The organism is Parasphingorhabdus sp., assembly GCF_965233695.1.
Taxonomy (GTDB): domain Bacteria; phylum Pseudomonadota; class Alphaproteobacteria; order Sphingomonadales; family Sphingomonadaceae; genus Parasphingorhabdus.
On sequence record NZ_OZ247497.1, the window covers coordinates 2071586 to 2085599 of the forward strand.

Sequence of the window (14014 nt, forward strand, 5' to 3'; positions counted from 1 at the left end):
GCTCTGTTTAGCGCGCTGGCGTCAAACGAAGTGCAAAGCCGCCACCCGGAGCAATGCGCAGCGGCAGTTTATCGGTAGCGGTCACATTGCGGCTATCGATTGCTATGTCGTGGCGCGCTGTCGTGCGATAATCGGCCTTGTCGCCATCACGCCAGATCGTCGCAACATAGTCTTTGCCTTCTGGCAGGAAGGACATGTCAACCGTAATGTCGCGGGCTTCCTCATCGGTCACACCGCCGACATACCAGTCTTCGCTGGCCTTGTCCTTGCGCGCGATGACCGCATATTCCCCGACTTCGCCTGCCAGCGTTTTTGTTTCTGCCCAGTCCACGGGGACTTGTTCAAGAAAGGCCAGCTCGTTGGGATATTTTGCAAGATTTTCGGGTAAGTCAGCTGCCATTTGAATGGGTGAATAGACCACCAGATAAAGCGCCAGTTGCCGTGCCAGTGTCGATTCCAGATCCCGCCCATCGCGACCTTTTAATGAAAATAACCCCGGGGTATAATCCATCGGACCCGACAGCATTCGGGTGAATATCAGTGTCGGCACATGGCTTGGTCCGTTGCCGGGTTCTCCCCATGCCTGATATTCCATACCGCGTGCGCCCTCGCGGCTTACCCAATTGGGATAGGTCCGGCGCAGGCCGGTATCCTTGATCGGTTCATGCGGATTGACAGCGACCTTATGCTTGGCGGCGGTCTCAACGACTTTCAGATGATGGCGGACCATGGTCTGGCCATCATGCCACTCAAAGCGCTCACCATCCGGGTCATCGCCCGGTGCAATGATCCCGCCAGCGTCAGCCACATAACCGGTTTTCACTGCATCAATACCCAGCTTTTGATAGAGCGCCATCGCATCATCCAGCTGCGCTTCGTAGACTTTGATATTGCCGCCGGTTTCATGATGCCCGATCAGACGGACGCCCTTTTCTCTGGCATAATCCGTCAGCCATTCAATATCGAAATCGGGATAGGTTTCGGTGAAGGAATAATCGCGGCCATTGCCAAACCAGTTGCCGTCCCAGCCCTTGTTCCACCCTTCGACAAGCACGCCGCGAAAACCATGTTTGGCGGCAAAATCGATATATCGTTTGGTATTGGCGGTGGTCGCACCATGTTTTTCGCCAGAGGCCCAGCTGGCGGTGTCGAGGTGCATTTCCCACCAGACGCCAATATATTTGAATGGCTCGACCCAGCTGACATCGCCGAGTTTGTTCGGTTCGTTGAGGTTCAGCTCCAGGTCACTGTCATACAGCCCGGGCGCATCCGCCGCGATCCGGATGGTGCGCCATGGTGTGCTAAATGCCCCATTGCGACTGACCCGCGCATCGCGACTGGACGGAGCCAAGGTGGAACGAAAACGCCGCCCCTCAATCCGTTTCAGCCACATGCCCGAATAATCGACCAGAGCCGCCTCATGAAATGCCAAGTGGGTGCCGTCCGCCAGCTTCATGGTTATCGGGGTGTGGGCCGATGAAACACTATCAATTGATGTTTCGTGATAGAGATATTCGTAGCGGTTCCAGTCACCAGCGGGCGTCCACCAGGATGTGCCCTCTTGCGCAATCACAAATTCAGTATTCTCATCCGCGATATTCCATGATTTGCCGTTGGCACGGGCAGGCAGTTCATAGCGAAAGCCGATACCGTCATTAAACAGCCGGAAACGGATGGTCAGGGATCGTTTGGATGTTCCTTTATCGCCGCCCATATCATGGACCTTGACGGCCAGTTCGTTGTGCTGGTCCACCACCGTGGCGCGTTCACCCCATGGCAATTCCCATTTGCTGTCCACTGCATTGGTCTCAGCGCCGTCAAAGGCAAAGCCGCGTGCCATGGGGATGCCATCGGTGAACTGAAAACCCATTTGTGATGGCGCAATTATGGCCTTGCCGTTCCTTTCGACCGCATATTGTACCCGGCCTTCACCATTGATCATCACCGAAACCTTGATCTGGCCATCCGGGGAGGTTGCTGAGGCGAGGTCTTCTGCCAAGGCCGGTCCGGATAGAAACGCGACGATCAGTAGCAAGACATGGCGGACAGGGGATTTGACCACAATCATTCTCCTTGATTTCTGGATAATATGATGCCGGAATAAGCTGGCAGATCGCGAATGGTTGCATCGTTCACTGACTGAACGAGAGTGCCGTTTTCCGGATCCCATGTCAGATCACTGGGACCCATGTTAAATGCGCAGACCAGCGTTTCGTCGCCAGCCTCGCGTTCGAAGATCAACAGATCACCATCAGCTTTCAGGACATCCAATCGACCCGATCGCAGGGCTTCATGGTTTTTGCGCAATGCAATCAGCGCCCGGGTGAGATTCAATAGCGATGATGCGTCCTCATTCTGCTTGTCCACGGCCAACGGATGATGATCATCGGAAACCGGGAGCCACGGCTGGCTTTCCGAAAAACCGCCATGAAGCGCGCCAGACTGCCATGGCATCGGCGTCCGTGCGCCGTCGCGGCTGAGCGTCAGTGGCCAGTTGGCGATAGCCTCTGGGTCTTGCAGGTCTTCGAAGGCGATATCCACCTGTGTCAGACCCAGTTCTTCGCCCTGATAGATTATCACCGTGCCGCGCAATGCGATGAGCAACAACATTTTCATCCGGGCAAAAGCATCAGCATAATCCGGAGCGACCCAGCGTGAAACAGCGCGCGGGGCATCGTGATTTTCGAATGCCCAGCTTGGCCAACCCATACCCGGAACATCTGGCCATTGCTCAACCGCCTCGCGCACCAGGCGAGGTGTTAAAGCATCAGCGTAGAGAAAGTTAAAGCCGTAGGCGCTGTTGAGATGGGTTTCTCCGGCGGTGAACAGTTTCATTTCTCGCTCGGCATCGTCACCGCCGACTTCGGCAACCGTGAAACACCCATCATATTCATCCGTAAGTGCTCGGATACGCTCGATGAACAGCGGAATGTCTGGGTGCGACTGGTTGTAAATCCGCTGCTGAAAATCAAAGGATCGTGTGCGTTTCTTGTTCGACGGCTGTGCGGGCGGATTGTCGCGCAATTCAGGGTCATGCATCGCAAAATTGAGCGCATCGATGCGAAAACCATCGACGCCGCGATCCAGCCAGAAACGGCCCACATCAAGCAACGCTTCCTGCAACTCGGCATTATGACCATTCAGCTGCGGCTGGCTCGACAGAAAATTGTGCAGATAATATTGCCCGCGCCGCGCGTCCCAGGTCCAGGCTGGCCCGCCAAAGACAGACTGCCAGTTGGAAGGTGGCGAACCGTCGGGCTTGGCATCAGCCCAGACATACCAGTCGGCTTTGGGGTTATCCTTGCTGCTGCGGCTTTCGGCAAACCATGCATGTTGGTCGGATGTGTGTGAATAGACCTGATCAATGGTCACCCGCAGGTTCAGTTCGTGTGCACGCTTTATCAGCGCATCAAAATCCGCCAGCGTGCCAAAAATCGGATCGACATCGCGGTAATCGGCGACGTCATAGCCAAAGTCTTTCATCGGTGATTTGAAAAACGGCGACAGCCAGATCGCATCGACACCCAGACTGGCAACATGGTCAAGATGCGCGGTAATACCGGCAAGATCGCCAATGCCGTCGCCATTGCTGTCGGCAAAGCTGCGCGGGTAGATTTGATAAATCGCAGCACCCTTCCACCATGGTGTGGCGGTGTCGGGATCACTATCAGCTATGTTATGCAATTTCTGTAGCACGTGTTCACTTCTTGTCCTGGGGAGTGGCCTGGCAGATCGCATAGCCAAGCGGAGGGAGGTTGACGGAAACCGATCCGGGAGCCGAAACGGTGGCGGCACATTGACCTGCCAGAGTTGAAAAATTGACCGAGTTGATGCCGACTTCGACATTTTGTTCGATGGCTTCGTTGGTCATATTGAGCGCTACAAAGACCTCGGTGCCATCATCATCTCCGCGGGTGAAGGCGAGCAATCCCGGTTTTTCGCTGCTGGCGCGCAATAGCGTGCGACCATAGCGCAATTGCGGTGTCTGTTTCCGCTTCTTGCTGAGTTCGGCGATGAGTTGATAGAGCGGATGCTGATTATCGAAATTCGCCTCGGCGGTGGTTGCGTTCGTACCAATCAGGCGGTTGTCATTATAAACGTCCACTTTGCTGGGGAACATGTCTTCACGCGCGGCCTGGTCTCCACCATCGCCGACAAAGCCTTGTTCATCGCCGGAATAGATGGTGGGTACGCCGCGTGTCGCCAACAGCAGAACATGCGCCAGCGATATGCGCGCGAGCCGCTCTTCTTCGGTGGCATCGGGATAGGCTTTGTCCAGCATATGCGCCATGCGGCCCATATCATGATTGCCAAGAAAGGTTGGCAGTTGTCGTGCGGTGGCCTCACCACCGGCATAGAGCACATCCCCGTCGATCAGTTTGCCGAAGATATGCGTACCCGCCTTGCCTGTGAGCATATCATGCGCTGCGACCTGAAACGCGAAATCGAGGACGGTGGGCAGCTCGTCGCGCTTGGTGAACTGGGCCAGATAACCGGGATCGACTTCATGGGCGTAGACTTCACCAAAGATATGGAAATTGTCTATGCCGTTGGCCTTTGCCCGTTCCAGCATCGCAGGGGTGAAGCGCGTCCAGAATTCGGGGTTCACATGCTTGGCGGTATCTATGCGAAAACCATCAATGCTATATTTGTCGATCCAATCGCCAAATATTTCGATAAACCCGTCCACCACGCGCGGATTTTCGGTCATCAGGTCATCAAGGCCGACAAAATCGCCATAGCGGGAGGATTCCCCTTCAAATGTCGTATCGCCGCGATTGTGATACCAGATCGCATCATTAAGCCACGCGGGAACTTTGATATTTTCCTCTCCCGGGGCGGTAACCGGAGTGTAGGCATAGGTCGGGTCGGTCAGTTTCGCGAAATTTTCCGCCGTCCTCACCGCGTCACCGGCAAATCCTTCATTAATTGCTGCGCCGTCCACGCCGCCCTTGCGCCGATAAGGATAGTCGGCCTTGCTGCGATAGGAGCATTCTGATTTGCCTTCACATTCCTTGGGATAAAGAACATCCGCCGTGTGATTGGCAATAATGTCCATATAAACTTTCATCCCGCGCGCATGGGCAGCATCAACAAAAGCGCGAAATTCGTCATTGGTGCCGAAATGCGGATCAACTTGCGTAAAATCAGTGACCCAATAGCCGTGATAGCCGGCGCTTTCTTTGCCGGGCGTGCCCTGTACCGGCTTGTTTTTGAAGATCGGTGCAAACCATATAGCGGTAACGCCAAGCCCTTGAATATAATCAAGCTTTTCGGTCAATCCTTTCAAATCACCGCCGTGATAAAAGCCTTTATGGGTCGGGTCATAGCCGGATTGCAACCGCCCGCCTTCAATGCCGGCAGTGTCGTTTGAAAGATCGCCGTTTTCGAAACGGTCTGGCAGAACGAAATAGATGATTTCATCTTCGGGCAACCGTGCTCTAACGCTGTCCAAAGCAACAGTTGCTTCGCCATTGCCATAGATCGGCCCATCTTGCGCTTCCGCTTGCCCGCAACCGCTTAGAAACGCTGTCGAAAGCGCCAGACTGGTAAGCAAGGAAATTTTCTTCATCATCATTAGGCTACGATCCTGTTGGTTGGGGAGGGTTGTTGCTGCGCGGCGCAATGGCGCGCGATATAGTCGCTATGATCCGGCATGCGTGACGCAATCGTTTGGGCATGTTGGCCGGCAAGCTTCAGGAACTCGGCCAGATCATTTTCGCTGAGCTGATCGGCGAGGGGATGATAGCCTTCCGGCATAATGCCTTGTCCGATCAAGACCTGCAGCCAACCCGCTTCGGTAAACAATTCCTCATGCTCGCGAACGATCCGGCCATTGGCTTTGAAAAGGGCGATTTTATGCGCAAGGCTGCCGGGAATTTCGGCATCGCGGACAGCCTGCCAGAATGGTTCATTTCGGCCGTTGGCATGATAATGCAGGATCAGGAAATCGCGAATGCGTTCCCATTCAAAATCTGTCTGGCGATTATATTCGGCAATGTCCGCATCCGCGATATGGTCGCCGGGGAGCAGTTGTAACAGCCGCGCGATGGCGGATTGAATGAGATGAATGCTGGTCGATTCCAGCGGTTCCATGAAACCAGCGGACAGGCCCAGCGCGACGCAATTTTTCACCCAGGCGCGACTGCGTTTACCAGTTCTGAATTGCAGCTGTCGGGGATCGTCCAACGCGCGCCCGTCCAGATTGTCGAGCAGGATAGACGCTGCTTCGTCATCCGACATATAGGCGCTGCTATAAACGTGCCCGTTACCGGTGCGATGCTGGAGCGGAATGCGCCATTGCCAGCCCGCTCTGCGCGCCGATGATTTCGTAAAGGGCGTCAGCGGTTCGGTCGCCTCACAGGGCACAGCAGCCGCGCGGTCGCAGGGCAACCAATGGCTCCAGTCGTCATAGCCCGCGTTCAACGCGCCTTCGATCAGCAGACCGCGAAAGCCGGAACAATCGATGAAGAAATCGCCTTCGATCACTTGCCCAGACTCCAGATGGAGCAATTGAATGGTTCCGTTCTCGGGATCCTGTGCAACCTGGGAAATCAGACCTTCGATGCGTTTGACGCCGCCCACTTCGGCATATTGCCGGAGGAACTTTGCGTAAAGCCCGGCGTCAAAATGATAGGCATAGGCAACGCCGCTGGGGAGTTGACCGGGCTTTTCTTCAACCGGTGCGAACCGGTTTTCCGCCAAAGCCACGGCGCAAGGACTGGCAGACCATAAGTCATTGATTTTGTTGTTATTCAGTGCGCGTAGCCAATAGTGGTGATAGCCGACCAGCCCGAGTTGCCGGCCGATATTGCCAAAAGCATGAATATAGTGCTGACCGTCTCCATTCCATCCATCAAACTGGATGCCGAGCTTGAAACTGCCCTGGGTTGCAGCGACAAAGGTATTTTCATCAATGCCGAGGCCGTGATTGAAAAGCCGGATTTGGGGTATGGTCGCTTCGCCGACACCGACCGTCCCAATCGCATCGGATTCAACCAAGGTGATGTTGGCCTGTTTACCGAGGAAGCGGCTAAGCGCTGCCGCTGCCATCCAGCCAGCGGTCCCCCCGCCGGCAATGACAAATTTTCGCATTGCCGCCTCCCTCATTTATGGTCACAACTATTATGCCGGTCGCCGGATCCGTTCACAATGTCCATCAAGCTTGGCACATCGTCAACAGACCCGGCTTTCAACAATATCAGAATTTAAATGACGCTCCGATCAGGAACCGGCGGCCATAAATCTGATAATCGATCACTTTCAATCGGGTGCCGTCACCATCAATCGATGCGAAACGCTCGTCCGTCAGGTTCTGACCCTGCAGATAGAGGGACAGGCCTTCAAGGGCGCTGCCTTCCTGGAAGTCATAACCGATCTGTGCATCGACAATGGTTTCCGGTAAGGCCAGTCGCCGGGTTAAATTGCCACCAAAGCCACTGAAATCTGCCAAGAACCTTGACCGATAACGCGCGCTGACCCGGGAGTTGAAGCCCCATTTTTCGAAGAACAATGTGCCGTTCGCCGTCCATTTGGAATAGCCGGGAATGTCATCAATATCGCCATTAGCATCTTCAACTTTGCTCTTGGTGTAGCCCACACCGCCAGTCACACCAAAGCCGTCCAGAGCTTCGGTAATATTGTTGAAGGGAAGCGTCAGCGCGAGCTCGCCACCATAAAAATCACCGCCGCCGGTATTCACCGACCGTTCCAGTAAGCCAATCTGTGTATCAACTGGCAGGCCCTGCGGGAGTGGCAGGCCGGTAAAATCAAACGGCTGTTTGCTGCGATCAATATAGCTGACGATATCTTTGTAGAACAACTGCAAGGAAATAACGGCTGACTGGCCAAAATATTTCTCGAAGTTCAGGTCAATCGCATTTGCACGGTAGGGCCGCAGAAACGGATTGCCGCCTGACCCGTCCAGAAATACGCCGCTGGGATCCGTTTCATTGCGGCTATATTCCAGCGAAACCCTCATATCATCAATCCTTGGTCGCTGAATCTGGCGCGCAGCAGCGAAGCGGATGATGAAATCGCTGTCAAAACGAAGCGAGAGGTTCAGACTGGGAAGGACATCCCAGTAGCTGTCGCCCAGCGTCCGGTCAGTACGCACACCGTCAGCAAAAGTCGGTCCGCTTGATTCCTGATCGGTATTGATTGCCTGCACGCCGAAATTACCGGTCAGCGTTGCGCCACCGAATTCCTGCTCGATATCTGCTTGCAGATATGCTGTCAGAATATCTTCGCTGACCGAAAAGGCTTTAGCGAAAACATCAGGCACATTATTTGGTTCCAGAACCAATATACCGTTATCAATCAATTGGCGCGCGTCATAGCTTACAATGGGACCGAGGCCGAGATAGTCCAGATTGGTTGGCCGGAGCAGCGCATCCTGAGGAATGGCCGTTTCTAGAGCACCGCCCGCCAGTCGCACCAGCGACTCATCTGGCGTCAAGCTCTTGTCGCGATCGGTATAGTTGAGACCGAATTTGACCGCTTTGATGAACCCGCCATCAAATTCTTTCTCCACACCGACACGATATTGCTTAAGCTCATCTTCGACGATCCGGTTGTTGTAATAACCAGCCTGCGGCACCACACCGCCGCCCCAACCCAAGGGGTCGGTCAGGAAAATCGCACTGGGATCACTATAGTCCAGCGACGGGTTGAATACCGTACCGCTTAGGCCAGATTCAAAGCCGATCGTCCCCGCCGCACCGTTGCCAGTGTCATCACCGTTGAAACCGGTTCCCGAATAGCTTTCGATGCTCAACTCATTGCGGTCGGTCTTGGAATATCCAATATCGATAAAGGCTTTCCAACCGTCATCGCCTTCATAAGTTGTGTTAAACCCGAAAGAGTAGAGATCAGCTTTGCGCTGAAAAATGTCATTGCGAATGACGCCGCGGACGTTTTCGAATGTACCGGCTGTAGCAAATCCGTTTTCAAACGTGAAGTTGCTGGGATCACCGGTCGTTCCGAATCCACCGCCAAAGGCGAGCGGCAATTCAATGCCGCGCTTGGATTGATCATCGTTGAAGTTTGAATAAAAGCCATCCAACGTCATCATGACGGTATCGGCCGGTTTATATTGCAAGGTACCGTTTATGCCGAAGCGCTTCAGTTCGGTCGATGTTACAAATGACTTCGAACCGCCAATGGCAAACGGCGCCGCATCAGATCCGTCGCCAGCATAGCCCCAAGCGTTAAATTCCTGCAGCTGATAGGGCTCGTCTACATAAGCGGCGGCGATTGCGATGCCTATGGTATCGTCGGCAAACTGGTCGACATAGGTGCCGTTGACCCGATAGCCATATTTTGAGGAGCCGGCGTTCAAAGCGCCAAGATCAGCATAGGTGCCACGTGCACCAACCGCAATGACCCGCTCCCGATATTCCAGTGGACGGATCGTGCGAACATCAATCGTGCCTGCAAGACCTTGGCCGACAAGTGATGCGGTGGGAGATTTATAAACAACAACTTGGCTGACAACTTCAGAAGGGTATTGGTCAAATTCAACCGCACGGTTATCGCCGGTGGAGGTCTGTTCCCGACCGTTAAGCAATGTTTGCGAGAAATCCGGGCCCAGACCGCGAACGGCGATCACATTGGCACGCCGTTAAGGCGTTGTGATGTCAGGCCGGGCAGACGGGCAATCGACTCACCGATAGAAGCGTCCGGCAGTTTGCCGATATCTTCGGCGGTAACCGATTCCAGAATCTGGTCACTCTGTTTCTTCTCGCTTACAGCGCTTTCAAGGCTGGCGCGAAAGCCGGTAACAACGATAACGCCTTCTTCTTCATCAATCTCCGCAGTCGATTGGTTCTCTTGGCTGGTGTCTTGGGCAAATGCTGTGGTGCTGCCGGCTGCTATTGCCAGCGATAATCCAAGCGCAGCACGGCTGGCTTGAACAAGGCCGTGCTTCTTACTGAAATGCGATTTCTTCATATTCACTCCCCTAATCGGACCCCCGATTCGTGCCGGAAAGGTCCATAAATTCAATTTGATACCGTCACGATTTCCGCAAATATCGTGCGTCAAACTCGGGTCTTTATGATCGGAAATTACGCGCTGCATAGTTCACATACGTATGCACATATTCGATGAGGGAGCATGTTGTAACAATTGGGCAACAAAGTTTTCCTGACCCGGATATTTGCAATAGTGATAGAATGTCCTAAGCTAATTCAGAGAAATTTTGACCATGCTGGCAACCGCTTGGGCACGTCAGGAGAGACAGCGCATGGATGGTTCGCCACCACGCAAACCGACATCGTTCGACATCGCATATTTGGCCGGTGTTTCGCAGCCGACCGTCTCTCGCGCGCTTCGTAACAGTCCATCGGTAAGCGCATCTACGCGTGAAAAAATACAGAAAATCGCGAAAGAGCTGAACTATAAAGTCGACAAAAACGCATCCTCTCTGCGGTCCCAACAAAGTAATACCTTGGCGCTTTTGTTTTTCGAAGACCCTGCGCCCGACGACGGCCTTATCAACCCGTTTTTCCTTTCCATGCTGGGGTCAATCACCCGGCAATGCGCGCGGCGCGGTTACGACCTTCTGATTTCGTTTCAGCAGCTGTCCGGCGATTGGCACACCGACTATCAGGACAGCCATCGCGCCGACGGCATCATCCTGCTCGGCTATGGCGACTATGAGGATTATCGCGACCGGCTGACCCATCTTGTTGGGCAGGGGACGCATTTTGTTCGCTGGGGGCTTGCTGGAACCGACGAGCCCGGCTTGACGCTGGGTTCAGATAATCGCGGCGGTGGCAAAGAGGCCGTGCAGCATCTGTTGGAAAAAGGCCGCCAAAACATTGCCTTTATCGGAACGGCATCAAGCCACGCCCCCGAGTTCGAAGCCCGTTGGCTCGGATATTGTGACGCCTTGACGGAAGCAGGCATCGCAATTGATCCGGCATTACAGCGCGATGGGTTCAGCAGCGAGGAAAGCGGTGTGGAAGCAGTGCAGTCCTTAATCGCCAGCGGTCAGAAATTCGACGCCATCTTCGCAGCTTCTGACCTGATCGCCATTGGCGCAATGCGGACAGTGCAGGAAGCGGGCCTGAAAATCCCGGAAGATATCGCGGTAGTTGGCTTTGACGATATACCGGCTTCCGCAATGACCGCACCGCCGCTCACAACTGTGACACAGGACTTGAAAACCGCAGGCGAGGCGCTGGTTACTGCCCTTTTGCAACAGATTGCTGGAGAAAAGGTTGAATCTTCGGCGCTGCCGGTCAAGCTGATGGTTCGCGATTCCTCGGCAACTGCAAAAGCATAAAGCATACGTATACAATGGGTGCTGCATTGTAAGGCACGAAGCAATTTGCCACCAACGCGTAACGACGCAGCATCATAGCGGCGCGAGGGGAGAGATATATGGCGGAGAAACCACGACAAGGCTTTTGGGGCCTGTGGAATATCAGCTTCGGTTTTTTCGGCATTCAAATCGGCTTTGCATTGCAAAATGCGAACATGAGCCGGATATTCCAATCGCTTGGTGCAGAACTCGATAATCTGTCGGTTCTTTGGATTGCTGCCCCTTTGACCGGATTGCTTGTGCAACCGATTGTCGGTTATTTCAGCGACAAAACGTGGATCGGCAAGCTGGGCAGGCGGCGCCCCTATTTTCTCGCCGGCGCGATTCTGGCAGCCATAGCGCTACTGGTCATGCCGCAATCTACCGTTTTGTGGTTTGCCGTCGTGATGCTCTGGATTCTCGATGCCTCCATCAACATCTCGATGGAACCCTTCCGCGCCTTTGTCGGAGATATGCTTAGAAAGGATCAGCATAGCGCAGGCTATGCCGTCCAGACCGCCTTCATCGGCGCAGGTGCTGTTGTTGGATCTATCTTTCCCTGGGTGCTGGAGCAGCTCAATGTTTCCAACGTTTCGCCGGATGGTGGAATACCAGATACGGTGCGCTATGCCTTTTGGTTCGGCGGAATCATGTTCCTGCTATCGGTACTGTGGACGGTGTTTACGACCGAGGAATATAGTCCGGATGAAATGGCGGCTTTTGACGGCGTCGCTAGTGACGAAGAAGCTACGCAAACTGTGCGGGCCCTCGCGACGAAAACATTCGCCACCAGTTTTGTCTGGATTGCAGCCGGTATTGTGGTGCTACTGGCCGTCGTCCAGTTCGATCTCGAAAAGGAAGTCTATCTACTGGGCGCCTTGCTCGCAGGCTATGGTATTGCCAGCATCATCGCGATCATTCTGGCGCGCGGCGGAAGCTCCAACAATATGTTGAGCAGTATCGTCGGTGATTTTTCCGGTATGCCCGATTTGATGAAACGACTGGCGCTTGTACAGTTTTTCAGCTGGTCGGCCTTGTTCATCATGTGGATCAACACCACCCCGGTGGTCGCTCAATATGTATTTGATTCCCCCAATCCGCAAAGCGCCGGTTATCAGGAGGCCGGCAATTGGGTAGGCGTATTATTCACCGTTTACAACGGCATCGCGGCAATAGCAGCGCTCTCTTTGCTACCCTGGCTTGCGGGCAAGTTCGGCAAAGCCAAGACTCATATAATCTGTCTGCTTTGTGGGGCCGCGGGATATGCCAGTTTTTTCATCCTCCGCGATAAAAACCAGTTGCTGATCAGCGAGATTGGCATCGGCATCGCATGGGCATCCATCCTCGCCATGCCCTATGCCATATTGGCATCGAGCCTGCCGCAGAGAAAGCTTGGGATCTATATGGGATTGTTCAACATTTTCATCGTCGTGCCGCAGCTGTTGGTGGCGACCGTCATGGGATCGATCATGAAAGCGTTCTTCCCGACCGAACCAATCTGGACCATGGCTTTTGCTGCGGCGGTATTGGTTATAGCCGCTTTGGCGATGCTGCGCGTTGATGCGGTTCTGCCGAAGGAGTCTGCAATCAAGGCATAGGCCGCGACCGGATTATGGGAGCGGCACGCCCCTTGCGGCGACCAGCACCGCATACCAGTCCTGTCTGCTCCACTGCACCGTCATCCCATCCATCGCATCGGCGATCCGGTCCGTGCGCTGCGATCCGATAATCGGAATCGGGCGCGAAGGATGGGCCATGATCCAGCTATAGGCCGTGGCCGCCCGGCTAATACCAAATGTTTCGGCAATTCGGTCCAGTTCCTTGACCACGGCATGGGCGCGATCATCATCCGGTGATGCAATCCGGCCGCCAGCAAGCGGAGACCAGGCAAGTGGTGTCAAATCCATCACCATCGCCTGATCCAGTTCGCCATTTTCCATCGGGTCGATGCGCAGGGCCGAAATCTCCGGCTGTGTACTGACAATCGGCTGGTCCAGAAAATGGTTCAGAGCGGAAATCTGGCTTTGCGTGAAATTTGAAACGCCAATGCTTTGTACCTTCCCCGACTGTACCGCTTGCTCAAGCGTGCGGGCCACTTCTTCAGGATGGGTCAGGATGTCGGGCCGGTGGATCTGCCAAAGCTCAATACTGTCCAAACCAAGCCGCGCCAATGTCGCGTCAATCGCCTGTTCCAGATAAGAGGCGCTACTGTCATAAGGCCGCGGCAACATGATACCGCCTTTACTGGCTAGAATCATGCGGCTGCGCAGGCCTTTGTCATTGGCTAGCACTTCCCCCAACAATGCTTCGGCATCCCCAAAACCATCTGTTCCGTTAAAACCATAAATATCAGCTGTGTCGAACAAGGTAATGCCACAATCGAGCACAGCATGAATCAATTGTGTGGCTTCGGAAACATCACGCCCCGCAAAGCGCCACATGCCCCATGCCATCGATGTTACTTCGATACCGGATTGTCCAAGCTGACGGGTTGGTGAAATTTTTGGAAGCAGGCTCATGATTATTCGTTCTTTGCTCAAAGGTGATGATGTTATGATATTTGGTCGTGCCGCGGGCATGCAGCCATAACGCTCTAATGTCACAATTCAAACCCAAGAAGAGCAATCGCTGCTTTCGGGATGGAAAGGGCACACATAAAATCCGTATGTTCGCAATAGAAAGAAAACAGGCCGGATCGCTCCGGCC

Annotated in this window: 9 protein-coding genes; 2 read left to right on the top strand and 7 right to left on the bottom strand. The window is 54.1% G+C overall.

The window, feature by feature from the left end; all coding sequences use genetic code 11:
* Window positions 1-7: 7 nt before the first annotated feature.
* The 6 genes from ACO6S1_RS09860 to ACO6S1_RS09885 form a co-directional block, all read right to left on the bottom strand.
* Entirely contained in the window at window positions 8-2068 is a 2061-nt protein-coding gene (locus tag ACO6S1_RS09860; RefSeq protein ID WP_422346108.1) for a glycoside hydrolase family 97 protein, read from the bottom strand.
* The gene (locus ACO6S1_RS09865; protein ID WP_422346173.1) at window positions 2065-3738 is read right to left on the bottom strand and encodes an alpha-amylase family glycosyl hydrolase; all 1674 of its coding nucleotides are present in this window, start codon (window positions 3736-3738) and stop codon (window positions 2065-2067) included. Before ACO6S1_RS09865 ends, ACO6S1_RS09860 begins: the two co-directional genes overlap by 4 nt.
* Window positions 3701-5572 carry an alpha-amylase family glycosyl hydrolase gene (locus tag ACO6S1_RS09870; RefSeq protein ID WP_422346174.1) on the bottom strand — a complete coding sequence of 624 codons (1872 nt, stop codon included), beginning with the start codon at window positions 5570-5572 and terminating at the stop codon, window positions 3701-3703. Before ACO6S1_RS09870 ends, ACO6S1_RS09865 begins: the two co-directional genes overlap by 38 nt.
* A gap of 5 nt (window positions 5573-5577) precedes the next feature.
* The gene (locus tag ACO6S1_RS09875; protein WP_422346109.1) at window positions 5578-7095 is read right to left on the bottom strand and encodes a tryptophan halogenase family protein; all 1518 of its coding nucleotides are present in this window, start codon (window positions 7093-7095) and stop codon (window positions 5578-5580) included.
* Window positions 7096-7201: 106 nt separating this feature from the next.
* On the bottom strand, window positions 7202-9610 hold the full coding sequence (locus ACO6S1_RS09880; RefSeq protein ID WP_422346110.1) for a TonB-dependent receptor: 2409 nt from the start codon (window positions 9608-9610) through the stop codon (window positions 7202-7204).
* Window positions 9607-9951, bottom strand: a complete 345-nt coding sequence (locus ACO6S1_RS09885; protein WP_422346111.1) for a hypothetical protein — start codon at window positions 9949-9951, stop codon at window positions 9607-9609. Before ACO6S1_RS09885 ends, ACO6S1_RS09880 begins: the two co-directional genes overlap by 4 nt.
* A 295-nt stretch (window positions 9952-10246) precedes the next feature.
* On the opposite strand from ACO6S1_RS09885, the gene ACO6S1_RS09890 reads away from it, so the two are divergent.
* Window positions 10247-11290 carry a LacI family DNA-binding transcriptional regulator gene (locus tag ACO6S1_RS09890; RefSeq protein WP_422346112.1) on the top strand — a complete coding sequence of 348 codons (1044 nt, stop codon included), beginning with the start codon at window positions 10247-10249 and terminating at the stop codon, window positions 11288-11290.
* Between the two features lie 98 nt (window positions 11291-11388).
* Window positions 11389-12906, top strand: a complete 1518-nt coding sequence (locus ACO6S1_RS09895) for an MFS transporter (RefSeq protein ID WP_422346113.1) — start codon at window positions 11389-11391, stop codon at window positions 12904-12906.
* Window positions 12907-12918: 12 nt separating this feature from the next.
* Here ACO6S1_RS09895 and ACO6S1_RS09900 read toward each other — a convergent pair whose 3' ends face one another.
* Window positions 12919-13827, bottom strand: a complete 909-nt coding sequence (locus ACO6S1_RS09900; protein WP_422346114.1) for an aldo/keto reductase — start codon at window positions 13825-13827, stop codon at window positions 12919-12921.
* Window positions 13828-14014: the final 187 nt, after the last annotated feature.

Excerpts from the sequence above, each read along its gene's own strand:
- ACO6S1_RS09860 (WP_422346108.1), bottom strand. The coding sequence starts at position 2,068 with ATGATTGTGGTCAAATCCCCTGTCCGCCATGTCTTGCTACTGATCGTC.
- ACO6S1_RS09865 (WP_422346173.1), bottom strand. The coding sequence starts at position 3,738 with ATGCGATCTGCCAGGCCACTCCCCAGGACAAGAAGTGAACACGTGCTA.
- ACO6S1_RS09870 (WP_422346174.1), bottom strand. The coding sequence starts at position 5,572 with ATGAAGAAAATTTCCTTGCTTACCAGTCTGGCGCTTTCGACAGCGTTT.
- ACO6S1_RS09875 (WP_422346109.1), bottom strand. The coding sequence starts at position 7,095 with ATGCGAAAATTTGTCATTGCCGGCGGGGGGACCGCTGGCTGGATGGCA.
- ACO6S1_RS09885 (WP_422346111.1), bottom strand. The coding sequence starts at position 9,951 with ATGAAGAAATCGCATTTCAGTAAGAAGCACGGCCTTGTTCAAGCCAGC.
- ACO6S1_RS09890 (WP_422346112.1), top strand. The coding sequence starts at position 10,247 with ATGGATGGTTCGCCACCACGCAAACCGACATCGTTCGACATCGCATAT.
- ACO6S1_RS09895 (WP_422346113.1), top strand. The coding sequence starts at position 11,389 with ATGGCGGAGAAACCACGACAAGGCTTTTGGGGCCTGTGGAATATCAGC.
- ACO6S1_RS09900 (WP_422346114.1), bottom strand. The coding sequence starts at position 13,827 with ATGAGCCTGCTTCCAAAAATTTCACCAACCCGTCAGCTTGGACAATCC.